Here is a 21837-nt window from a genome sequence, read left to right as displayed (position 1 = left end):
GGGAGCCGCGCCCGCGACGCGGCTCCCCCTCCCCCGCCGCTCAGCGGCGGAACGTCGCCGTCAGCCCGATCGTGCGCGGGCGGAACGTCGCGGCGCGATACCGGGTCGATGCCAGCGTGTCGTGGTACAGCGCCAGCACCGGATGGCTGTCGGTCACATTGTTGACGAACAGGCTCAGGTCGATGCTGTCCTTCTGCTCGGTCTTCAGCCGCATGCCGAGGCGCAGATTGAGCAGCGACGTCGCAGGCGCGCGCGGCAGCGCCGGATCGACCAGCGGCGAGCTGAGGTTGAGCGGCGTATCGTTATGGCTGGTATAGGCATAGTCGCCGCGCAGATAGAGCTCGTCCGCGCCGATCGGGTGGCTGTATTCGCCGTTGAGCTGCACCGACCAGGGTGCCGCCGGCAGCGGCTCGCCCGCGCGGCGGATGATCGTCCCGCCCGCGCCGGGGATGTCGGTGGTGTAGCGCGCGTCGATATAGGAAACCGCCGCCCCCAGGCTCAGGCCCGGCGCGGGCCGCACGGTAAGCGCCAGATCGAAGCCGTCGACCTGCGCGTCGCCGAGGTTCAGCATCACCTGCTGCTGGCAGATCGGCAGCACCAGCAGCGTCTGCACGTTCTTCCACTTCACCCGATAGACCGAGGCGTCGACCAGCAGCTTGCCGCCGAGCAGGCGGTTCTTGCTGCCCGCCTCGTAGCTCCAAACCGAATCCGGGTTGATCGTGTTGGAGGCAGCGGGATTGAAGCCGATCGCCGCCGCATCCGCCGCGCAGCTGGTGCCCACCGCCGGCGACACGCCCGGCCCGCGAATGCCCTTGGCGGCCGTCGCGTAGAACAGGTTGTGCGAGTCCGCCTGGAAGGCGATGCCGAATTTCGGGGTCACCGTGCGGCTCGTCACCTTCAACTGGTCGACCTTGCCCGCCGTGGCGAACAGCGGGCCGGCAGTGAAGCCATCGTAGCGATAATCGGCGATGGTGTAGCGTGCGCCTGCCGTGAGTTTCACGCGCGGGACGACCTCGTAATCCGCCTGCGCATAGACGGCCTTCTGGTCGTCGACATGGATGTTGCGCTGATAGGTGGAATATTTGCCCTGGTACAGTTCCACCCCGAACTGCGGATTGTCCGACAGCGAGGCATAGGGCGGCAGGCCGTTCTGCACCTGGTTGTAGTTGACCACGTCGAGCAGCCGCGGATCCTGGCCGCCATATTGATCGTAGACGTTCGAATGCTGGTAGAACAGGCCGGCGATCCAGTTGAGCCGCGCGCCGCTGTTCGCATTCTGCAGCCGCAGTTCCTGGGTGAACGCCTTCTGCTTGGTGTGGTTCAGCGTCGTCGGCGTATAGTCGGCAAAGGCCGGCACGAAGCGATCGGGGATATTGGCATAGATCGCCAGGCTGAGCGTCGCATCGTCGCTCGCCGAGCGGGTGGTGCGGGTGAAATAGGAGGTGTCCGAGACCAGGGTCATGCCGCCCAAGTCCAGCGACGCCTTGACCGCCGGCAGATAGAAACGGTCCTTGCGATATTCGGGCAGCACGTTGAGGCTGAGGTTGTAGCGCGCGCGCGACGGATCGGAGGTCGCCAGTTCATAGCGCGAGCCATCGTCATAGTGCAGGTCCTGGAAGAACAGCGACGGCGTGATCGTCAGCGTGTCGGTCACCTTCCAGCCGATGGCGAGGCGCGCGGAAAGGCTCTCCTGGCTGTTGATGTCGCGCTGCGTCACCTTCTGGGTGAAGCGATCCAGCCGATCGATATAGCCGCCGTCGCGGCGATACCATACGCTGGCGCGCAGGCCGATCTTGTCCTCCTGCAGCGGCGTGCCGCCGGCGAGCCCGACCTCGTAGCTCGGCGCGCCGTTCTCGGTCGCGGCGACCTCGGCGCGGCCATAGAGGCTCGTCGCAAGATAGTCCGGCCCCGGCGAGATGAAGCGCACCGCCCCGCCCACCGAGCCGCTGCCGAACAGCGTGCCCTGCGGCCCGCGCAGCACTTCCACGCGATCCAGATCGAACACCTGCGGATAGGCATTGCTGAGCGAGGGGCTGACGCCGGTACGCGTCTGCACCGGCGTATCGTCGATATAGACGCCGGTCGTCGGGATGCCCGAGCTCGAATCGACGCCGCGGATCGCGATCGTCGACTGGCCGGTGCCGAACGCCGTGGTGCTTTGCCCGAAGGTCACGCCCGGGGTCAGCCGCGCGAGATCGGTGATCGAGCGCACGCCCTGCTTGTCCAGTTCGACCTGGTTCTTCGCGACGATGCTGGCCGGCACCCGGCTGAGCACCTGCGCCTGGCGATTGGCGGTGACGACGATATCGTCGCCTGCGGCCGCCGCCTGCCCGGCCTGTGCGGCCTGCGCGGCTTCCTGCCCTTCCGGCGCAGCCTGCGCCCGCACCGCCGCCGGCATCATCAAGATGCCGGGCAGCAAAGCGCCCGCCAGCAGCGCGCGCCGCTGCGCCCGGCACCATGGGTTCGATGGACGATGGATCATGCTTATCCTCCCTCTCCGCAGCAGCGTCCTGCCCGTTCACCGGGTGGTCGCGCAGCGCTATGATTGCGCCCTCTCTGGGGCCATGGGTCGTTTCCCCGCCGGCGATCGGCGTTCCGATCGCTGCCGTCGCACCGGAAAAGCGATGTCGGACGAGGCGGAAAACGATGAGGTTTCGTAACACTGATACGAGATGTTGATAGGCTTGTTGCCCAAAATAAACAGTTCGGAACAGTTACACTTTGGCGGAAAAGTGCCAATTTTCGCCTTGCAGCGAGGGTCGATCGCAGTAGGTTCGTCGCAAACACGCATTACAGAAAGGCAAGGACCATCGCCGTCGTCGCTCCTCCCGCCATGCCGTGGACGGAAACCGGCGACGCATGACGGATTCGCGCCCCCCGGAGCTCGCCGAAAGCGCGGTGTTCGCCGCCGAAGTCGCACGATTCCGCGCGGTGCTCACGACCGGGCGGTCTCCGGTGTTCCTCCAGCTGTTCGATCTGCTGGTGGAGCGATCGCGCGACGATCGTGCGCCGAAGGAGGTGGAGATCGCCCTCGCCATCTTCGGTCGCGATCCGGGCCAGAGCGACGCCCCCGATTCGGTGGTGCGGGTGACGATGTATCGGCTGCGCAAGCGGCTCGATGAATTCTACGCCGGGCATGCCGGGCTCAGGCTCGACATTCCGAAAGGCGAATATCGGATCGTCCTGGCCCCCGCGACGGCGCCCGTTGCTGCCCCGCCGCCGCCGCCCCAATCCCGGCCGGAAGAACGGCCTCGCGGGCGGGCCCGCTGGTGGGCCGTGCTGGCGGGGGTGGCCGCCGTCAACGCGCTCGGCTGGGGGTATGTCGCGTCGACCACCCGCGATGGTGCCGGCGGCGCACAGCGCACCGGCTACTGGCAGGTGCTGGCCCCAGGTGCTGCCCCGTTGCTGGTGATCGGCGACTCCTACATGCTGGCGGAAACGGAGAACCAGAAGGATATCAAGCAGATCATCCTGGAACCGGGCATCCGCTCGCGCGGTGATTTCGGCGCCTATCTGACGACGCATCCCGACGCCTTTTACCGGCTGTACGATCTCGATCTGCACTATACGCCGGTCGGCACCGCCGCCGCGACCTGGAGCCTGTTGCCGCTGCTGGCGGACGCTTCGGGCGGCGCCGCCGGCGCGCGCGCGCGGCTGATCGCATCGTCGCGGCTGACCGCACAGGCGCTCGACGGGAACGACATCGTCTATGTCGGGCCGCTTGCCGCACTCGGCATCCTCGCCGCCCCGCTGTTCCAGGCGTCCGGCTTTTCGCTCGACGCATCGGGCACGCGGCTGACCGATCGAACCTCGCGCCGGAGCTACGCCATCCGATCCGCCCCGAACGATGGCCAGGAATCGCGCGACGATTATGGCTATCTGGCCAGCATCGCCGGCCCTTCGGGTCGCCACATCCTGGTGATTTCCGGCCTGGGCGACGGCGGCGTGCGCGCCATGGCCGATCTGGTGCGCGATCCCGCGCAGATCCAGCAACTCACCCGGCGGATCGGTTCGGCTGCACCGTTCGAAGCGCTGTTCCAGATCCGGTCCGCAGGCGCGGTGCGGCTGGCGCGGACGCTGGTGGTGCTGCGGCCGCTGCGTGGCGGCACGACGACAACGGCCACACCGAAGCGCGACGCGCCGTAACGCCCCGCGCCTAGAGCGGGGCGGTCCAGCTTTCGACCGGCACAAGGTCGAGATCGGCGATCTTGCCGCCGGCGGTGCGGACGATCCGCAGCTCGAGGACTCCTTCGGCATAGCGCGCACGGTAGCGGACCGAGTCCTCGCCGCCCTCGCGCGTCCGGGCGAAGGCGGCGACCGCCTGCACGGCGCCCATCGGCGCGACCAGACGACGATATTCCGCCATGCCCTCGGTGAAGTCGAGCTTCGAGAAAAAGGAGAACGCCGCAAAGTCCGGCGAGCCGTTCGCGATCTGCGTGAGCAGCGCGGCGGCCGCAGCATTGTCTGCAGCATCCTGCTCGGCCAGCGGTGCGGCATCGGGCTCCGCCAGTGCCGGATCGAACAGGCCGGCGAGATGGCGGCCGATACGATCGGGGTCGGCACTGTCGCCATTGGCGAGCACCACCACCGTCCAGCCCGCGCCCAGATAGCGGGTGATACTGGAGCGGAAGCCCTGCCAGCTGCCGCTGTGCCACCAGACGTCCTGCGCCGCCCGGCGATCGAGGTACCAGCCGAAACCATAGGGAAGCACGCGGCCGCCGGGCAGGGTCGCCCGCGCGCCGATCGCCGCCCAGCTTTCGGGCCGCAGCAGGGCATGGCGCGAAAGCCCCGCCTCCCAGGCCGCGAGGTCGAGCACCGAGAGATAGAGCGTGCCGTCGGCGGTGGAATTGGCGGTGGGCGACACCCATTCGGCGTTGCGCGGGATGCCGCCTGCCAGTTCATAGCCGGCCGCGCGGTTGGGGATCACCGCGCGCTCGTCGATCGGCTGCGCGGTGCGCATGCCCAGCGGCCCGAACACGCGCCGCGCCAGCAGATCGGCATAGCCCTGGCCGGTCGCCTTGCGGATGATGAACCCGAGCACTACATAATCGACATAGCTGAACCGCCAGCGCATGCCCGCCGGGAAGTTCAGCGCCTGGCCGTACAGGATCGCGAGCAGCGCATCGTCGCTGTAATCGGTGCGGAAATCGCCGTTGGGCGTCGCCGGCAGGCCGGAGCTATGGTTGAGCAACTGGCGGATCGTGATCGGCGCCCAGCTGCGCGGTGCGGCGGGCAGATAGGTGCGGACCGACGCATCCAGCCGCAGCGTGCCATCCTCGACGAGCAGCATCGCCGCAACCGCGGTGAACTGCATGCCGAGCGCGCCGCTCTTGAACAGCGTGTCGGGATGAACCGGCACCGCATGCTCCAGATTGGCAATGCCATAGCCCTGCGCACGCACGAGCTGCCCGTGGTGCATCACCGCAATGGCGATGCCGGGCACCCGATAGCGAACCATTTGGGCGCGCACATAGTCGTCCACCGGATCGGCATGCGCCGACGCCGACGCCAGCAGCGCCAGTATCCAGGCGAGCCAGGCGGCCGAACGAACCGGAAGGTTCTTCAAGGATAGACGCGGGAACACGGCCACCATGGTGGCGCGCTTTGGCGCGGACCGTTATTGCCCGACCGGCCGCGCGCGATGCGAAAACGGCCATGGCCGTACGATCGGGGGCGCCGTCAGCGCCGGGCGTGCCCCGCGCCCTCATAGGCGTCGTCGGGAAAGCGCTGGCTCGCATTGGGCTGGTCCCAGATGCCGCCGGAGCGCAGCGGTCGCAGCAGCAGCAGCGCGCCGTCGAGGTTCAGAGCCCCCATCGTCCGCACCTGATACAGTGCTTCGAACCCGCCGATCCCCCGCGCCGCCTGCTGGTCGAGCGGCTTCAGCCGATCGGGCGCGACCGCCAGTTCGGCCATCTGCAGCAGCGCCGGGTCGCGCATGCCGACAATCACGACCAGGTGGTTGCCCGACGGCCCCGGCAGGCTGGCGAGATAGCCGAAATCGCGGCGGGGAATATGCTCGTCCGCCTGCACGATGCCGCCATCGGAGCGATAGAGGTGCCCCGACGCGCCATCGATCAGTTCGTCATAGGTGCTGCCCACCTTGAAGCCCGACGCCTGGAACAAGGGGTTGCGCAGCAAGGTGCCGAGGCCGCTGAACTGACCGACATAGACCACGTCGGAGGTCTTCAGAATGTCCGGGGTCAACTGCGATGCCGCGATCAGGCTGGGCGGTGCGGCTTGCCCTCCGCGCAGCGCCGACAGGGCGCGAAAGAGGTCACCCAGCGCCGCGACGGCGCCGGAGGGCACGTAGCGCAGGTCCCGGTCGACCGCGCGGCCGATCTTCTCCGGATGCGCCATCAGGTAGATGTCGAGATCCTCGCGCGCGTTGATCGCCGGATTGCGCACCAGCCGCGGCGGTGCGGTGCCGTCCGTCGTTCCGGCGGGAGATTCGGCGAACAGATAATAATCGCCCAGTACGACGGTGATCGGCCGGTGGTCCTGCGCGATCGCCTGCCACAGCCGCGTCCCCGCCAGCGCGGGCGGCGCCGGCGCGGGGCGGACCAGCACCATCCAGGCCACCAGATTCGCGGACAGCAGCACCACCAGCGCCGCTGCCACCAGCTTCCACGGAAACCGCGCGGCCGCCGGTGCCGACGACGGGGCCTGCACGGCCTCCGGCGTTTCTTCCGCTGGTTCGTCCTGGATCAGGACCAGCCGATATTCGCCCTTGGGAATGGTGATGCGCGGGCCCGGCCGCGCGGCATAGACCGTCTCCAGCGCCTTGCGCAGGCGGTGGACATAGACGCGCACGGTCGCATCCTGCCCCCCTTCGCCTTCGCGGCCGCTGGCAAAGGCTTCGCGGGCGATTTCCAGTTCCGACGGGGGGCGGCCGGCGATCGTCCGCTCCAGCAGGAATTCGAACAGGCGCGACAGCTTGTCCGATCGCTTGCCCCGGATCGCGGCGCGCACGCCCTGCGCCTCGGCCAGCAGCCGCGCGCTTTCATCCGGTTCCGCAGGCCCGTTCGGCACGGGCACGGATCCCGGCGGGGGGCCGTCAATGCCATCGCTCATGATGCACGCCGTCTTAATCGAAGCCGTCCGGTCCGCAACGCCTTTGCTGCGCGCCGGGCGCGCAAAGCGGCGTTTCACCGCCTCCCTGTCGCCGTTGCGAACCGTTTCAGCGTTCCGGCATGCGGGCTTCTGTGCCTAGATGCGCAGCGTCTCCCCGCGTCGGGGATCCACAACATCGATGGCCGACCGGCTCCGGCATGCGCCGGGCAATGGATCGCCGCCACGCAAGCAAGGGAGAGCCCGCAGCATGTCGATCGAGAGTTTCGGCAATTGGCTGTACGAAACGCCGCTCAGCACCTCGATCCGGGAGGTCACCTGGATCATCCCGTCGGTGCAGAGCGTGCACCTGCTGTCGATCGCGATCGTCGTCGGGTCGGCGCTGGTGTCCGACCTGCGCCTGGCTGGCGTGCTGGCGACCGACGAATCGCCGGCAACGGTGGTCCGCCGCTATCTCCCCTGGATGTGGATCGCGCTGATCGTGCTGCTGCTCACCGGCATCGTCATGCTGATCGCCGAGCCGGGGCGAACGCTGGGCAATACCGTGTTCTGGGCAAAGATGGCGCTGGTCCTGTTCGCCTTCGCGCTGACCCTGTTCTTCCGCAAGCCGCTGCTCGATCCCGCCTTTGCGCTGGAGCATGCCAGCTGGCGCGGCGCGGTGAAGCCGGCCGCCTGGATCTCGCTGGTCGTCTGGGTCGCGGTCATCTTCTGCGGCCGCTGGATCGCCTATACCTGACCTCGCCCGTCCATCGACACCACACAGCAATGGAGAGGGCGCCATGTCCCTGGAAGCACTGTTTCAAAAGCTCTACGATTCCCCGCTCGCCGCGGCGATCCGCGAGAACACCAGCTATTTCCCCTGGATCGAATCGCTGCACGTGCTGGCGATCACGCTGGTGTTCGGCACGATCTGCATTGTCGACCTGCGCCTGCTCGGCTACCGCGCGCACCGCCGCGGCGCGCGCCGGCTGATCGTCGATCTGCTGCCGTTCACCTGGGCCGCCTTTGCCGTGGCGATCGTGACCGGCGCGCTGCTGTTCACCTCCAACGCGGTCGCCTATGCCCACAATGCGCAGTTCCAGTGGAAGATGATCGCCATCCTCGCCGCCGGGCTGAACATGGCAGTCTTCCACCTGACCGCCTATCGCCGGATCGGCGATTGGGACGACGCCCATCGGCCGCCGCTCGCCGCGCGGCTGTCCGGCGCCTTTTCGCTCCTGCTCTGGATCGCGGTGATCGTCTTCGGTCGCCTGATCGGCTTCACGCTTTCGGTGTTCTGACCATGAAAAAGCCCTTCGCCACCACCGGCCTTCGCCTCCTCGCGCTCGCCACCGCCGGACTGGTCCAGGCCTGCGGGACCGGCACGCCTGCGCCGGCGCCCTCGCCGACCGCGAGCGCAGCCAGTAGCTCGAGCGCGCCCAAGACGCTGATGAGCATCAAGGAACTGATGGACTCCGCCGTCGATCCCGCCGCCGACGGCGTGTGGGATGCGGTGGGCGTGCATGTCACCAAGGCCGGCACCGAGCAGCACGCGCCGCGCACCGACGAGGAATGGCAGGCGGTCCGCCGCCATGCCGTCGCGCTGATCGAAGCGTTCAACCTGGTGAAGATCGAAGGCCGCCACGCCGCGCCGGCCGGCGCCAAGCCGGGCCTGGGCGAGCTCTCCCCCGCCGAGATCGAGACCCGCATCGGCCGCGATCGCGACAGCTGGAACCTCTATGCCGATGCCGCCCAGGAACAGGCGGTGAAGGCGCTGCAGGCGATCGACGCGAAGAACGTCCAGGCGCTCTACCGCGTCGGCGGCGAGCTCGACGAGCGGTGCGAATCCTGCCACGTCGCCTTCTGGTACCCCAATTCGCAAAAGCCCACGCAGTAAGCGGGGCGGCTATTCCGCGTCGCGCGCGTATCGGCCGGGCGACGTGCCGGTCCAGTCCTTGAACGCGCGCGAGAAGGTGGCGGTGTCGGAATAGCCCAGCTGCTGCGCCGCCTCGGCGATCGGCAGGTCCGAAGCGCGCAGCATCGTGCAGGCCCGCGCCTGGCGCGCCATCTGGAGCAGCGCGCGGAATGACGTGCCCTCCTCCATCAGCCGCCGCCGGAACGAGCGTTCGGAAAGGTTGAACTCCGCCGCCAGCGATGCACAATCGACGTGCATCCGCCCCAGCCGCCGCTCGATCAGCTCCTGCGCCTGGGTGACCAGGCTGGTGCTCGGCGCCGGCGCGGCCCCGATCAGATCGAGCAGATGCACCTCCAGGATCGCCCGTAGCTTGCGGTCTTCGGTGGGCACGGCGTTGGGAAACGGCCGATCGAGATCGGCATTGCGGATGACGAGCTGGTTGGCCACCTTGCCACCCTGCACCGGCGCCCGGAAGGTACGCGCCAGCCGTTCCTCGCGGCCCTTGATCGCATGCTCGAAATGCACCGCCTCGGGCGCCCATTTCGCATGCAGCAGCTGGCGGGTCAGCGTGGTCAGCCCCGCCATGGTGAACTCCGCATCCTGCGCGCGCGGCCAGATCGCCGGATCCTCGATGCGATAGCTGTAGGTCGTCACCTCCTCGTCAATCACATGATCAAACAGGGTCCGCGTCTGCAGCCGGCTCTGGAACAGCGCGAGCAGGTCGAACGCGGCGCGCAGCGTGCCGGCGGCGCGCAACAGCGCGTAGAAGGGTCCCAGCTCGGCCAGGCCGAAGCGGCTGCCCATGTCGAGCCCCAGAAACGGCCGGTCGAACCGCGCCGCCGCATGCTCGACCAGCGCGACGTAGCGGTGGAGCGGCGCGCGTTCATAGGGCGTCGCCAGTTGCGACAGCAGGAAGCCATGGTCGCGCAGCAACGGCTCCATCCGCGAGCGGACATCGGGCAGCGCGTTGATCAGCGCCGAGACGAACAGCAGGCGGATCGTCGCCCGTTCGCCCCCGTTCGCCCGCATGGTCTCAGCGACGTTCTGCTCCATCTCTCCCCAGCCTTCCGATTGGCCGATTTGGCAACGGCGGTAACCCTCTCTGCAATTCACGCCCCGGGGGCGCTGCGGGAGAAGGAGGCCCGCTTTCGGGGCACCGCGCCTGCAGGACATTCCGTCCGAAAGCGGCGCCCGGCATCAGCATTGTGGACGATATGACCCGCTCGACCAAGATCAATTTCCTCTATCTTTCGGAACCCGACATGGTCCGCGCCGGCGTGACCGACATGCCGGCCTGCGTCGACGCGATGGAAGCGATGTTCGCGCTGCTCCACAGCGGCGACTATCGCATGGCCGGGCCGCACAACAATTCGCACGGCGCGATCCTGATGTTCCCGGAGAGTTCGCCCTTCCCGACCATGCCGCTCGCCACCACCGATCGCCGCTTCATGGCGATGCCGGCCTATCTGGGCGGCAGCTTCGGCACGGCGGGAATGAAATGGTATGGCTCGAACGTCGCCAATCGCGACAAGGGCCTGCCGCGCTCGATCCTCACCTTCATGCTCAACGACGTCGATACCGGCGCGCCGCTCGCGCTGATGTCGGCCAATCTTCTGTCGGCGTACCGCACCGGCGCCGTGCCGGGGGTGGGCGCGCGGCACCTCGCGCGGAAGGACTCGCGCGTCGTCGGCATCGTCGGCCCGGGCGTGATGGCGCGGACCTCGCTCGCCGCCTTCATGGCGGTCTGCCCGGCGATCGACACGGTCAAGATAAAGGGACGCGGCCAGAAGAATCTCGACGCCTTCCGCGCCTGGGTGGCGGAGACCTTTCCGCAGCTGGCCGTCCAGGTCGTCGACAGCGACGAGGAAGCGGTGCGCGGCAGCGACATCGCCACCTTCTGCGCCTCGGTCGCCACCGGCGATCCGTCGCTGTACCCGCTGATCAAGCGCGACTGGGTGAAGCCCGGCGCCTTCCTGTCGATGCCCGCCCCCTGCACGATCGACCCGAGCATGGAGACGCCGGAGATCCGCAAGGTGCTCGACAATCGCGGGCTCTACGAGGCGTATCAGGAGGAGAACCCCAGGCCCGTCCACGCCATCATCCCGGCGGTGGGCGTGCAGTTCCTCGACCTGGTGGACGAAGGCCGGATCGACCCCGCCACGCTGGAGGATCTGGGCGCGATCGTCGCCGGTGCGACGCCCGGCCGCCGCGACGAGGACGAGATCATCCTCCTTTCGGTCGGCGGCATGGCGGTGGAGGACGTCGCCTGGGGCACCATCGTCTATCGCAACGCCCTCGCCCGCGGGATCGGGATCGACCTCAACCTCTGGGACGAGCCGATCCTCCGCTGACCCTCCCCTCGCACCATAGGCAAAACCGCATGACCAGCATCGTCAAAGTGAAGACCGGATCGAAGTTCGAGGATCATGGCAGCTATTCGCGGCTCGTCGCCGTCGATAACTGGATCTTCGTGTCGAACACCGCGGGCCGCAACCCGCGCACCAAGCAGATTCCCGCCGACCTGACCGAGCAGACCCGCCAGGTCCTCGCCAATATCGAAGCCGCGCTGGCCTCGGTCGACGCGCGGCTGGAGGACGTGATCGCCGCGCGCGTCTTCGTGCAGTTCCCCGAGGACGTCGAGACGGTGATGACCGCCTATGGCGAGCGGATGCGCGGGATCGACCCGACGCTCACCATGACCTGCCCGCAGCTCGGCGCGACCGAATATAAGGTCGAGATCGACGTAACCGCCTATCGCGGCGCCGCACAGGCCGAGGTGCAGCGGCGCACCATCACGCTCTGACCCCAAGACCTCCCAGCGACTGCGATCCCATGGCCCCCGTCATCACGCCCGTCACCACCTCGCCCACGCTGCCCGCCGCCACCACGGTGGTGGTGATCGGCGCCGGCATCGTCGGCCTGAGCGTCGCACTGGTGCTGGCAGAACGCGGCATCCCGGTGACCGTGATCGAGAAGGGCCGCCTTGCCGGCGAGCAGTCGTCGCGCAATCTGGGCTGGGTTCGCAAGACCAACCGCGGCATCGCCGACCTGCCGATGGCCGTCGCCGCCGATCGGCTCTGGGCGAAGATGCCCGAACGGGTGGGCGCCGATGTCGGCTATCGCCAGGCGGGCATCCTCTACGTGGCGCGCAGCGAAGCCGAGATGGCGCCGCACGAGGCCTGGATCGCCTCGGTCCGCGCGGCGGGGCTCGATTCCCGCTTGCTCACGCCGCGCGAGATCGACGCCCTGGTGCCCGGCGGCACAGAACGCTGGGCGGGCGGCATCTGCACCCCCTCCGACGGACGGGCCGAGCCGACGCTCGCTTCGAGCGCCATCGCCCGGGCGGCGATGGCCAAGGGCGCGGTGATCGTCGAGCAGTGCGCGGTGCAGGCGCTGTCGCGAACCGGCGGCGCGGTTTCCGGCGTCGTCACCGAACGCGGCGAGATCCGCTGCGACCAGGTGTTGCTCGCGGGCGGCATCTGGTCACGGCGCTTCCTCGGCAATCTCGGCATCTCGCTGCCGACGCTGCCGCTGGTCGCCTCGGTGCTGCGGACCGCACCGATGGAGGGCCCGACCGACATGGCCGTGGGCGGCCCCGACTTCTCGTTCCGCAAGCGGCTGGACGGCGGCTTCACCATCACCCAGCGCGGCGCGCTGCAGACCTCGATCACGCCCGATCACCTGCGGATCGGCCTCCATTATCTGCCGACGCTGCGGGCACAGTGGCACAATCTCCGGCTCGGCTATGGCAGCGACTTCGCCGCCTATCTGGCGCTGGGGCGGCGCTGGCGGCGCGAGGCGGTGGCGCCGTTCGAGCGCCTCCGCACGATGGACCCGCCCGTCAACGAAGGCCTGATCCAGGAGGCGATGCGCAACCTGATCGCCGCCTGGCCCGCCTTTGCGGACGCGACGATCGCGCAAAGCTGGGCAGGCATGATCGACGTGACGCCGGATTCGCATCCGGTCATCGCGCGCGTGCCCTCGGTGCCTGGCCTCACGCTTGCATCGGGCTTTTCGGGCCATGGCTTCGGCACCGCGCCGGCGGCGGGCGCGCTCGCCGCCGATCTGGTAACCGGCGAGACGCCGCTCCTCGATCCCGCGCCCTACCGGCTCGACCGCTTCCAATAGCAAGGGGCGCTAAGCAAATCTCATCCTGCCAAACCCCCGTCATCCCGGCGAAAGCCGGGATCCATTCGCCTCTCGGCGTCGACAAGAACCGAGTGCGAGACCCCAATGAACCCCGGCTTCCGCCGGGGTGACGATATGTGGGGTGCAGCGATCGGATTTGGTCAATGCAATTTTGTGTGCCCCGCGCCGGTCAGCGCAGCGCCGCCTGCGGATCGAGCCGCATGCACACCGCGCGCGGCTCGGTGAAGGCATGGACGGCGGCGCTGCCGAACTCGCGGCCGATGCCCGACAGGCCGTTGCCGCCGAACGGCATCGCCAGATCGAGCACATTGTGCGTGTTCAGCCACACCGTGCCGGCGTTGATCCGGTCGGCGAGCAGATGCGCGCGATCGAGGTTGCGCGTCCAGATGCTCGCGCCGAGGCCAAAGGGCGTATCGTTGGCGATCGGGATCAGCGCGGCCGGATCGGCGACCTGCACGGCGCACACCACCGGCCCGAAAATCTCCTCGCGCAGCACCGCCATGTCGGGCCGCAGCCCGGCCAGCACGGTCGGGCGGTAGAACCAGCCCTCGCCCGCGCCGGTGGCGCCACCGGCTACCGCGACCGCGCCATCGGCCACGCCGGTCTCCACGAGCCCGGCGACCCGGTCGCGCTGGCCGGCCGAGATCAGCGGCCCCACCTGCGTCGCGGGATCGAACGCCCCGCCGAGGCGCAAAGACCGGGCGATGTCCGCCACGCCCTCCAGCACCCGGTCATAGACCGGCGCCTCGATCAGCAGGCGCGAACCCGCCGTGCAGATCTGGCCGGCATTGGAGAAGATCGCCGCCGCCGCGCCGGGGATGGCGCGTTCCAGGTCGGCATCGGCGAGCACGATCGTCGGCGACTTGCCGCCCAGTTCGAGCGTCACCCGCTTCATCGTCCTGGCGGTCGCGGCGAGGATACGCTGGCCGGTCGCGGTCGAGCCCGTAAAGGCGATCTTGCGGACCAGCGGATGCTCGACGAGCGCGGCGCCGACGTCGTTGCCATAGCCGGTGACGATGTTCACCGCGCCGGCGGGGAAACCGGCCTCGAGGATCAGCTCGCCCAGCCGCAGCGTGGTCAGCGAGGTTTCCTCGGACGGCTTGAGCACGACGGTACAGCCAAAGGCGATGGCGGGGGCGAGCTTCTGGATCGCCTGGCCGATCGGGAAATTCCAAGGGGTGATGCCGGCGACGACCCCCACCGGCCGCCGTTCGGTATAGGCGCGGTAGAGCGCCGGCTCCTCGACGAGCGGCGACAGCGTGATGTACTCGCCCGGCGTCTTCGAACTCCAGCCCGCGAAATAGCGCAGGCCGTCGATGGTGAACTGCAGGTCGATCGCGCGGGTGACGCCGATCAGCTTGCCGCTGTCGAGCGATTCCAGCGCCGCCAGCTCGTCGGCATGGTCCTCCACCAGCAGCGCCAGCCGCTCGAGCAGCCGCCCGCGATCCAGCGGCCGCATCGATCGCCAGGCGTCGCTTTCGAAGCAGCGATGCGCCGCGGCGACCGCCCGATCGACATCGGCGGGCGTGCAGGCCGGGATGGTGGTGATCGTCTGCCCCGTGCTCGGATCGCGCACCGCAATGCGGCGGGCGGGGTCGAGCGGCTCGACCAGCGCGCCGTCGAGCAGCAACAGGCCTTGCGGCAGGCGGACCTTGGGCAGCGCGGCGGCGTCCGGCAGGGGCGCGAAATCGGTGGTGGTCATCCTATACTCCGAAGGGGAAGGTCGATCCGGCGATCAGGCGGCCGCCATCGCGCCGGCCTTTTCCTCGCCGGGCAGGATGTCGACCTGGGTGGTGCCGACGCGCGCATAGAGCGCCGGCCGCCGCCGCTTCAGATACAGGCCGTGCAGGAAGCCGGCGGCGGCGAGGGGGACGAAGAGGAACGGCAGATCATTGACGATCGCCAGCGTGGTGCCGGTGAGCGCCGAATAATTCGTCAGCGACAGATAGGTCGCGATCGCGATCAGCACCCCACCGAGAAACGGCGCGAGCGTCTTGCCGAACGACACCTCGCCGCGCCGCGCGAAGAAGATCGGCACCGACAGCGAGGTCGTGGTGAGCAGCAGCATCAGGCCCACCGCGCCCATCGACGACAGGCTGGTCGCCAGGTTGAGCAGCGGATCGAGCCCGGCCAGCGCGAAGGCCCCCACCACCAGCGACAGGATCGCGGTCAGCACGAAGCACGCCGCCGAGGGCGAGCCATGGCGCGGATGGACCCGTGCCAGCACGCCCGGCGCGAGGCCGTCGCGGGCGAGCGCGAAAAGATAGCGGGTGATGTTGTTGAAGAAGCCCAGCACCGAGGCGAACAGGCTGGTGATGGTGAGCAACGACAGCACGTCGCGGCCGATGCCGCCGAGATAGCGTTCGGCGACCCGCGCCACCAGCCGGCCCGGGTCTGCCCCGGCCGCCGCCTTGACGTCGCCGGGGGTGATGCTGAGCACCAGGCACCAGGACGAGAGCACGTAGAAGGTGCCGAGCACCAGGATCGCGCCATAGGTGGCGCGCGGGATCGTACGTTCGCGGTCGCGCGCCTCTTCCTGGTAGATCGCCGTCGCCTCGAAGCCGACACAGCCGTTGATCGCGTAGATCACCGAAATGCCGAGGCCCGGCGCGAAGATGGCCGCGGGCGTGAAGCTGGCGAAGCTGATCCCGGCCCAGCCCTTGTCGACCAGGATCGCCAGGTCCAGCACCAGGATCACGCCCACTTCGAGCAGCAGCGCCACCGTCAGCACCTTCGCCGCCATGGTGATCTTGTGATAGCCGAGCCACGCCACCAACGCGATGCTCGCCACCGCCCACAGCTCCCAGCGGGTTGATACGCCGAGCATCTGCCGCACGAAATCGGACAGGAAGAAGCAGAGCGCACCCAAAATCGACGTCGCCGCGCAGACATAGGCGGCGACCGCGACATAGGCCGCGGCAATCCCCGCCTCCTTGTTCAGGCTGGCGGCGATATAGGCATAGAAGGCGCCGGCATTGCGGATGTGCGGGATCATGCGGACATAGCCGGCCGCGAACAGCAGCATCGCCCCGCAGACGAGCAGCAGCGTGCCCGGCGTCCCCACGCCGTTGCCGAAGGCGAGCGCGAGCGGGATCAGCCCCGCCAGCACGCCCATCGGCGCCGCGCAGGCGAGGATCATGAAGATGATGTCGCCGCTGCCCAGCGTCCCGGCCATCAGCCCGGACGGTGCCGTAGCGGGTTGCGCGGCGATGGTCCCTGCAGTCTCGGCCATGCCGCGCCCTCCTCTTCGTTGCCCCGTTTTTCGAAGCGTTATCCGCACCTTTGGGCCTGGGGCACGCGGGCGGTATTGCGCGGGCGGCCCAGGCCTTTGTATTTCCGGCCAGCGCTCAGCCGGCCCGCCCCGCGACCAGCGCGACGACCCGCAACGGGCTGCCCGATCCGCCCTGGATCTTCAGCGGGCTGGCCAGGATCACCGCGCCGAACACCGGCAGCTTGTCGAGGTTGGTCAGGCATTGCAGCCCGTAGCGGCCATTGCCGTGCAGGATGGTGTGCGCCGGCAGCGGCTCGTCGAAGCGCGAGGCCTGCCCGGCATCGGTGCCGACGGTCTCCACGCCCAGCCCGACGCAATCGCGCGCATGGACCAGGAAGCGCATCGCGTCGCCGTCCGGCCCCGGCGAATGGGCGCCATCGGCCTTCAGGTTGAGATATTCGGGCGTGCCGACCCGCTTGTACCAATCGGTGCGCAGCAACACCCAGTGGCGCGGGGGAATGCGGCCGTGGCGCGCCTCCCACGCCTCCAGCAGCGCGCGGGTGACGACGAAATCCTCGTCCGCCGCGCTCTCCGCGCTGATGTCGATCACGACAGCGGGATGGACGAAGTCGCGCGGCGCCACCCGGTCGACGGTGCCCTCCGGCAGGTCGCGGCCGGTGATCCAATGCGCCGGCGCGTCGAAATGCGTGCCGGTATGCTCGTTCATCGAGATGTTGTTCCAGTACCAGGCCGGACCGTCGCCGTCATAGCGCGAGACCGGCTCCATCCGGAACGGCGCGCACTGGCCGAATTCGGCGGGGAGCACGATCACCGGAAAGTCCGGTGACAAGGTATTGGTGAGATCGACGACCCGGATTGCGCCGGCGGCGAGGCCGTCGACCAGGGCGGCGAGGGCATCGGCGGGGTCGGTCATAGGTTGTTCTCCCGGTTCGTGGTTGCCGGATCGGCGAGCCAGCGCGCCATCAGGTCACGCGCGACGTCGCCGACCGCCTGTTGTTCGCGGCCCGATGCGAGCGCCTCGATCACGCCCTGGGCAAGCCGATCGGGCGCAATGTGGGGAAAGGGCACCGACTGGTGATCCTCGTCGTCGATCGCCCCGAAGAAGACCGACAGCACGCGCACGCCCGTGGCGCGCATCTCGTGCCGGAAGCTCTGCAGCAGCGAATGGCGCGCGGCCTCGGCGGCGGAGAAGCCGGCGAAGCGCGCGTCGCCGACCAGCGCATGGATGGAGAGCAGGTCGACAAAGGCGCCCGCCGGCCGCCCGGCAAGGACCGGCGCCACCGCCTCGGCGAGGCGCAAAAGGCCGAGAACCCCGACGTCCAGCGCGCGCTGCTGGTGCAGCAGGCGGCCACCGGCGCTGACGCCGCCCGGCCGCACGAAGCGCGCGGTGTTGACGACGATGTCGATCGGGCCACCCAATTGGGCGATGCAATGCGTCACCGACTGGCTGTCCGTAAGATCGAGCGGCACCTGCCGCACCTGCTCCGGATCGCCTTCCGCCGGCATCGGCACGCCGGGAGTCGACGTGCCGACCAGGACGCTGTGCGCGCCCGCCGCCACCAGCGCGCGGACCACCGCCTTGCCCAGCGCCGTGTCGCCATCGGTCACCAGCACGGCGCGGTCCTGCACCGGCACCACGAATTCGCGCCACTGCGGATCGGCCATCGGGTTCCCTTCCTGTTCGGGCAGCGCGAACAGCGCCGCATTGCCGCCCTTGTCGAGCATCAGCCGCATCGTCGCGCGATCCCCGACCGCGAGGTCGCGGTGGAGATGCACGATCGCCACCGGCCCGGCATCGAGCGCGACGGTGCCGATCCGCCAGGGCAAATGCGCGTGGAAATACAGGTCCGTCGTCACCCGGATCATGGTCGCGGCGAGGATGGTCGCGCCGCGCGGCTGGTCTGCCCAGGCCAGTTCGCCCCAGCAGACCGGGCAGATGTCGCGCGGCGGATAGGTGACGGCCTCGCATTCGGTGCAGCGTTGCAGCACGAACCGGCCCTGCGCCGCGCGCGCCGACATCGCGTGCATCGCGCGGCTGCGCGGGGCCGGCGGCACCTGCCGCTCGACCGGGCGGGTCAGCGGATCGCGCACCGGGCGCGGGGGCTGCTGCCGCCTCATGCCAGCCGCTCGATCACCGCGGCGCCGGTACAGACGCCGCGATCATAATTGACCAGGCCGAAGCCGGAGAGCAGCGCCCGCCGCGCCTCGGGCACCTGCGCGCCGAGCGGACAGCCCAGCACCTGGCGCAGCCCCTCGGTCACGTTCTGGAAGCCGCCCGCCGCGCCGGCCTGCCCCGCCGAAAGCTGGCCGCCATTGGTGTTGAGCGGCAGGTCGCCGTCGATCTCGAAGCGCGTCGAGCGCAGAAAGGCCGCGATCTCGCCCGGCGCGCAAAAGCCGAGATCGGCGAGCTGCATGGCGACGATCACCGGATAATCGTCATAGACCTGCACCGTATCGACGTCGCCCGGCCCGATACCGGCGCTCTCCCACAGCGCATCGACATCCATCGCCCAGCCGCCGCGCCCCTGCACCGGATCGGTCGGGAAGGCATTGTGCCGCTCGATCGTCGACAGCAGCCGGGCGACCGGAAGGCCGCGGCGTGCGGCGACCTCGGGGGTGGTGACCAGGAATGCCTCCGCACCGGCGCAGGGCATCACGCAATCATAGAGATGGACCGGATCGGCGATCGGGCGGGCGGCCAGATACGCCTCCAAGGTCAGCGGCCGACGCTGCAAGGCCAAGGGGTTGCTCGCCGCATTGCTGCGCTGGGCGACGCACAACCGGCCGAAATCCGCGCGGGTGACGCCGTGACGGCGCATATAGGCATCGGTGATCAGCGCGAAGGTCGCGTTCGGCCCGCCAAAGCCATAGGGATAGACCGCATCCCGCGAGAAGCGCGAGAAGCCGGCCAGCCCTTGGCGGAAACTGTCGAGATGGTTGGTATCGGCCGCGACGCAGGCGACGATTTCGGCATCGCCGCACTGCACCGCCCGCGCCGCGCGGCGCAGCGCCATGATCCCGCTCGCCCCGCCGGTCGGCAGATGATCGAGCCAGCGCGGCGTGAGCCCGAGATGCTGGATCATCCCCACCGCGCTGTCCGGCACGCTCGTGAAGCTGGCGAAGCAGAAGCCGTCGAAGTCGGTTGGCGCCAGCCCCGCCGCGTCCACGAGCCCGCGCATCGCGCGGCCGGCCCACCAATGGGCCGAGCGATCGGAGAAGCGCCGATAGGGCACCGTCACCGGCGCGCAGACGACCACCCCCTCGTACGACGCGCGCGCCCGCATCAGACCTGCCGCTTCTTGAGCGCGCGCGTATCGACGAACCCGCCCTCCGCCATCACCTGCGCCACCTGGTCCTTCAGCGCGGCGCGGAGAATCTTCTCGGTCGGCGTGCGCGGCAGGGCGTCGACGAACGCCACCCAGCCGGGTGCCTTGTAATAGGCCATCTGGTCGAGGCTCCAGCGCACGATCGCCTCGGCGGTTTCGGCGCTGCGCTGCGCGGGATCGCAGACGATCAGCGCAGCCACCTCATCGCCGCGCACGGCATCCGGCGTCGCGGCGATCGCCACTTGCTGGATCCGCGGATGGCGGGCGAGCACGGTCTCCACCTCGACTGCGGCGATGTTCTCGCCCGACCGGCGGATCACGTTCTTCTTGCGATCGACGAAATGCAGATCGCCGTCGGCATCGCGCGCGACGATGTCGCCGGTGTGGAACCAGCCGCCCTGCCATGCTTCCTCGGTCGCCTCCGGGTTCTTCAGATACTCGCGGAAGAAGCCCTTGCGGGGATCGTCCCCGGTGCGGCGGACGAGCAGTTCGCCGGGCGTCTCCCCCGCCACATCGGCCCCCTGATCGTCGACGATCCGGATCTCGACGTCGCGCGACGGCCGCCCGAAGCAGCTCGTCCCGATCTTGCGCGGCTCCCGCGACGCGCAGATCGTGCCGCCGCCGCCGGTCTCCGTCATCGCCCAGGCCTCGATCAGCGGAAAGCCGAAACGCGCCTCGAACGCGCCGTGCAGCGCACCCGGCACGCCGGCGCCGAAGCCGAAGCGCACCGCGTGCGCGCGATCCTCCGGGGTTTCGGGCGCCTTCATCAGGATCGACGGCATCACCCCCAGATAGTGAAGGCAGGTCGCCCTGCTCTGCCGTACCGACTGCCACCAGCTGCTCGGATGGAAGCGATCGAGCAAAATCAAACAGCCGCCCATCGTCACCATCGCCAGGACCGAGACCGCCATTGCATTCATGTGGAACACGGGGAGCGGCGTCAGCATCCGTTCCGCACCGGTGCGCAGCGAGATCAATCCGCCGACATCGCGGTACCAGTCGCCGGATTGCAGGAAATAGGCGTTGGTGAGCACGCAACCCTTGGGGCTTCCGGTGGTGCCCGAGGTGTAGAGCAGCGCCGCTTCGGTGGTGGAATCGGGTGCCGGCGCGGCGGCGGCCGGACGGGCGAGCGGCGGGATCGCCTCGCCGGGCGTCGTCACCGCCATGGCATTGCCGACGCTGCGCGCTGCCGCCGCCACTTCCTCGCGGCGCTCCGGCAGCACGAACGCCGCCTGCATTTCGGAATGGCCGATCACATATTCGAGCTCGCTGCGGCGCAGGTCCGGATTGAGCGGGACGACCGACGCACCGAGACCGTTCAGCGCGAACCAGATCTCGACGAACACCGGCCGGTTCTGCAGCAGCAGGCCCACGCGCGTGCCGACGCCGAACCCGGCCTGCGCCAGTCGCTGCTGCCATGCGAGGACGCGATCGAGCATCGCGCCATAGCCGATCTCGCCGGCCTCGATGCCGTACAGCGCAGCGGTTTCGGGCAGCACCGCGAGGAACGGGCGATCGCGATAGGTCTCGGCCGCCGAGACGAACCTCGAAAATGTCGTTTCGGTGCGCATCACCCCTCCCCTTCGCCGGCGCATCGATCGCCATCGCGCCTATATATGCATTTGCATACATCCTAGGCAGCCGCGAGGGGGAGTCAAGCGTCAGCTGCCTTGCGCGCGTACATTCTCGATCATGCGCGCCAGCACGCGCCGACAGGTTTCGAGGTCGTCGGCGTCGATCCCCTCGACCAACCGGGCATTGTGCTCGGCCATATGGGGCCAGCATTGGAGAAGCAGCGCCCGGCCCGCCTCGGTGAGGCCGATCTCGCGGCGACGCTGGTCGCCGGGGGGTATCCGCCGCTCGAGCAGCCCGGCCGTGACCATCGAATCGATCGCGCGGCTGGCGGTGGATTGTTCGGCAAAGGCGCGGGCGGTGATCTCGTTCACCGTCAGCCCGTCCTGGATGTAGAGCACCGACAGCGTGCGCAGCGTGACGGTGTTGACCCCACACGCCGCCAGCCGCCGGTTCTGCGCCGCCTGGCCGACCGCCGACAGGCGATTGACGAGGTAGGAGAGGTTGCGCTCCAGCGCGTCCTGCGTCTCGGGCGGGCGTGGTACGGCCAAACCGTCCATCTCCAGTTCTGCCATGTTCGCCCTTCCCTGCACCGA

The 21837-nt window shown here is 69.0% G+C and carries 18 protein-coding genes; 7 read left to right on the top strand and 11 right to left on the bottom strand.

The window, feature by feature from the left end; genetic code table 11:
- Positions 1 to 40: 40 nt before the first annotated feature.
- On the bottom strand, positions 41 to 2482 hold the full coding sequence (locus SAZ01S_RS10960) for a TonB-dependent receptor (protein ID WP_084582312.1): 2442 nt from the start codon (positions 2480 to 2482) through the stop codon (positions 41 to 43).
- A 377-nt stretch (positions 2483 to 2859) separates the two neighbouring features.
- On the opposite strand from SAZ01S_RS10960, the gene SAZ01S_RS10950 reads away from it, so the two are divergent.
- Positions 2860 to 4146 carry a hypothetical protein gene (locus tag SAZ01S_RS10950; RefSeq protein ID WP_084582310.1) on the top strand — a complete coding sequence of 429 codons (1287 nt, stop codon included), beginning with the start codon at positions 2860 to 2862 and terminating at the stop codon, positions 4144 to 4146.
- Positions 4147 to 4156: 10 nt separating this feature from the next.
- Here SAZ01S_RS10950 and SAZ01S_RS10945 read toward each other — a convergent pair whose 3' ends face one another.
- Positions 4157 to 5593 carry a serine hydrolase domain-containing protein gene (locus SAZ01S_RS10945; RefSeq protein WP_084582309.1) on the bottom strand — a complete coding sequence of 479 codons (1437 nt, stop codon included), beginning with the start codon at positions 5591 to 5593 and terminating at the stop codon, positions 4157 to 4159.
- A gap of 86 nt (positions 5594 to 5679) precedes the next feature.
- Positions 5680 to 7071: a helix-turn-helix domain-containing protein gene (locus SAZ01S_RS10940; RefSeq protein ID WP_139810033.1), complete on the bottom strand. Its 1392-nt coding sequence runs from the start codon at positions 7069 to 7071 to the stop codon at positions 5680 to 5682.
- Positions 7072 to 7318: 247 nt separating this feature from the next.
- Between SAZ01S_RS10940 and SAZ01S_RS10935 the strand changes: the two genes are divergently transcribed.
- From SAZ01S_RS10935 to SAZ01S_RS10925, 3 genes are read left to right on the top strand one after another with little or no spacing between them, the layout of a single operon-like run.
- Positions 7319 to 7804, top strand: coding sequence for a DUF6644 family protein (locus SAZ01S_RS10935; protein ID WP_084582307.1), 486 nt, complete (start codon positions 7319 to 7321; stop codon positions 7802 to 7804).
- A 43-nt stretch (positions 7805 to 7847) separates the two neighbouring features.
- Positions 7848 to 8348, top strand: coding sequence for a DUF6644 family protein (locus tag SAZ01S_RS10930; protein ID WP_084582306.1), 501 nt, complete (start codon positions 7848 to 7850; stop codon positions 8346 to 8348).
- 2 nt (positions 8349 to 8350) lie between these two features.
- Positions 8351 to 8944: a hypothetical protein gene (locus SAZ01S_RS10925; RefSeq protein ID WP_084582305.1), complete on the top strand. Its 594-nt coding sequence runs from the start codon at positions 8351 to 8353 to the stop codon at positions 8942 to 8944.
- A 9-nt stretch (positions 8945 to 8953) separates the two neighbouring features.
- On the opposite strand, the gene SAZ01S_RS10920 is transcribed toward SAZ01S_RS10925, so the two are convergent.
- Positions 8954 to 10015: an AraC family transcriptional regulator gene (locus SAZ01S_RS10920; RefSeq protein WP_084582304.1), complete on the bottom strand. Its 1062-nt coding sequence runs from the start codon at positions 10013 to 10015 to the stop codon at positions 8954 to 8956.
- A gap of 161 nt (positions 10016 to 10176) precedes the next feature.
- Here SAZ01S_RS10920 and SAZ01S_RS10915 point away from each other — a divergent pair, with 161 nt between their 5' ends.
- Genes SAZ01S_RS10915 through SAZ01S_RS10905 form a run of 3 tightly spaced genes read left to right on the top strand, consistent with a single transcriptional unit; the run spans position 10177 to position 13090 of the window.
- Positions 10177 to 11313: an ornithine cyclodeaminase family protein gene (locus SAZ01S_RS10915; RefSeq protein WP_084582303.1), complete on the top strand. Its 1137-nt coding sequence runs from the start codon at positions 10177 to 10179 to the stop codon at positions 11311 to 11313.
- 29 nt (positions 11314 to 11342) lie between these two features.
- The gene (locus SAZ01S_RS10910) at positions 11343 to 11765 is read left to right on the top strand and encodes a Rid family hydrolase (RefSeq protein WP_084582302.1); all 423 of its coding nucleotides are present in this window, start codon (positions 11343 to 11345) and stop codon (positions 11763 to 11765) included.
- A gap of 29 nt (positions 11766 to 11794) precedes the next feature.
- Positions 11795 to 13090, top strand: coding sequence for an NAD(P)/FAD-dependent oxidoreductase (locus SAZ01S_RS10905; protein WP_084582301.1), 1296 nt, complete (start codon positions 11795 to 11797; stop codon positions 13088 to 13090).
- Positions 13091 to 13280: 190 nt separating this feature from the next.
- On the opposite strand, the gene SAZ01S_RS10900 is transcribed toward SAZ01S_RS10905, so the two are convergent.
- From SAZ01S_RS10900 to SAZ01S_RS10870, 7 genes are all read right to left on the bottom strand, one after another.
- Positions 13281 to 14813, bottom strand: a complete 1533-nt coding sequence (locus SAZ01S_RS10900) for an aldehyde dehydrogenase family protein (protein ID WP_084582300.1) — start codon at positions 14811 to 14813, stop codon at positions 13281 to 13283.
- Between the two features lie 33 nt (positions 14814 to 14846).
- Positions 14847 to 16343, bottom strand: coding sequence for an APC family permease (locus SAZ01S_RS10895; RefSeq protein ID WP_084582299.1), 1497 nt, complete (start codon positions 16341 to 16343; stop codon positions 14847 to 14849).
- Between the two features lie 115 nt (positions 16344 to 16458).
- Entirely contained in the window at positions 16459 to 17256 is a 798-nt protein-coding gene (locus SAZ01S_RS10890; RefSeq protein WP_084582298.1) for a cyclase family protein, read from the bottom strand.
- Entirely contained in the window at positions 17253 to 18461 is a 1209-nt protein-coding gene (locus SAZ01S_RS10885; RefSeq protein ID WP_084582297.1) for an SDR family NAD(P)-dependent oxidoreductase, read from the bottom strand. The genes SAZ01S_RS10890 and SAZ01S_RS10885 overlap by 4 nt, the downstream gene beginning before the upstream one ends.
- A complete protein-coding gene (locus SAZ01S_RS10880) occupies positions 18458 to 19627 on the bottom strand; it encodes a thiolase family protein (protein ID WP_084582296.1) in 1170 nt (389 codons plus the stop codon). Before SAZ01S_RS10880 ends, SAZ01S_RS10885 begins: the two co-directional genes overlap by 4 nt.
- Positions 19627 to 21240 (bottom strand): AMP-binding protein, encoded by a 1614-nt coding sequence (locus tag SAZ01S_RS10875; RefSeq protein ID WP_084582295.1) that lies wholly within the window; start codon positions 21238 to 21240, stop codon positions 19627 to 19629. The genes SAZ01S_RS10880 and SAZ01S_RS10875 overlap by 1 nt, the downstream gene beginning before the upstream one ends.
- Before the next feature lie 90 nt (positions 21241 to 21330).
- Positions 21331 to 21816 carry a MarR family winged helix-turn-helix transcriptional regulator gene (locus SAZ01S_RS10870; protein ID WP_218018055.1) on the bottom strand — a complete coding sequence of 162 codons (486 nt, stop codon included), beginning with the start codon at positions 21814 to 21816 and terminating at the stop codon, positions 21331 to 21333.
- Between the last annotated feature and the right edge of the window lie 21 nt (positions 21817 to 21837).

Source organism: Sphingomonas azotifigens NBRC 15497, assembly GCF_002091475.1.
In the GTDB taxonomy this organism is placed as follows: domain Bacteria; phylum Pseudomonadota; class Alphaproteobacteria; order Sphingomonadales; family Sphingomonadaceae; genus Sphingomonas; species Sphingomonas azotifigens.
Note: the sequence above shows the minus strand (reverse complement) of the source record. Positions and strands in the feature narration are given on the sequence as shown.

What these genes read in the sequence shown, in the direction of transcription:
- SAZ01S_RS10915 (WP_084582303.1), top strand. Translation starts at nt 10,177, where the DNA reads ATGACCCGCTCGACCAAGATCAATTTCCTCTATCTTTCGGAACCCGAC.
- SAZ01S_RS10910 (WP_084582302.1), top strand. Translation starts at nt 11,343, where the DNA reads ATGACCAGCATCGTCAAAGTGAAGACCGGATCGAAGTTCGAGGATCAT.
- SAZ01S_RS10920 (WP_084582304.1), bottom strand. Translation starts at nt 10,015, where the DNA reads ATGGAGCAGAACGTCGCTGAGACCATGCGGGCGAACGGGGGCGAACGG.
- SAZ01S_RS10925 (WP_084582305.1), top strand. Translation starts at nt 8,351, where the DNA reads ATGAAAAAGCCCTTCGCCACCACCGGCCTTCGCCTCCTCGCGCTCGCC.
- SAZ01S_RS10900 (WP_084582300.1), bottom strand. Translation starts at nt 14,813, where the DNA reads ATGACCACCACCGATTTCGCGCCCCTGCCGGACGCCGCCGCGCTGCCC.
- SAZ01S_RS10960 (WP_084582312.1), bottom strand. Translation starts at nt 2,482, where the DNA reads ATGATCCATCGTCCATCGAACCCATGGTGCCGGGCGCAGCGGCGCGCG.
- SAZ01S_RS10870 (WP_218018055.1), bottom strand. Translation starts at nt 21,816, where the DNA reads ATGGCAGAACTGGAGATGGACGGTTTGGCCGTACCACGCCCGCCCGAG.
- SAZ01S_RS10935 (WP_084582307.1), top strand. Translation starts at nt 7,319, where the DNA reads ATGTCGATCGAGAGTTTCGGCAATTGGCTGTACGAAACGCCGCTCAGC.
- SAZ01S_RS10885 (WP_084582297.1), bottom strand. Translation starts at nt 18,461, where the DNA reads ATGAGGCGGCAGCAGCCCCCGCGCCCGGTGCGCGATCCGCTGACCCGC.
- SAZ01S_RS10890 (WP_084582298.1), bottom strand. Translation starts at nt 17,256, where the DNA reads ATGACCGACCCCGCCGATGCCCTCGCCGCCCTGGTCGACGGCCTCGCC.
- SAZ01S_RS10895 (WP_084582299.1), bottom strand. Translation starts at nt 16,343, where the DNA reads ATGGCCGAGACTGCAGGGACCATCGCCGCGCAACCCGCTACGGCACCG.
- SAZ01S_RS10875 (WP_084582295.1), bottom strand. Translation starts at nt 21,240, where the DNA reads ATGCGCACCGAAACGACATTTTCGAGGTTCGTCTCGGCGGCCGAGACC.
- SAZ01S_RS10945 (WP_084582309.1), bottom strand. Translation starts at nt 5,593, where the DNA reads ATGGTGGCCGTGTTCCCGCGTCTATCCTTGAAGAACCTTCCGGTTCGT.
- SAZ01S_RS10940 (WP_139810033.1), bottom strand. Translation starts at nt 7,071, where the DNA reads ATGAGCGATGGCATTGACGGCCCCCCGCCGGGATCCGTGCCCGTGCCG.
- SAZ01S_RS10905 (WP_084582301.1), top strand. Translation starts at nt 11,795, where the DNA reads ATGGCCCCCGTCATCACGCCCGTCACCACCTCGCCCACGCTGCCCGCC.
- SAZ01S_RS10930 (WP_084582306.1), top strand. Translation starts at nt 7,848, where the DNA reads ATGTCCCTGGAAGCACTGTTTCAAAAGCTCTACGATTCCCCGCTCGCC.
- SAZ01S_RS10880 (WP_084582296.1), bottom strand. Translation starts at nt 19,627, where the DNA reads ATGCGGGCGCGCGCGTCGTACGAGGGGGTGGTCGTCTGCGCGCCGGTG.
- SAZ01S_RS10950 (WP_084582310.1), top strand. Translation starts at nt 2,860, where the DNA reads ATGACGGATTCGCGCCCCCCGGAGCTCGCCGAAAGCGCGGTGTTCGCC.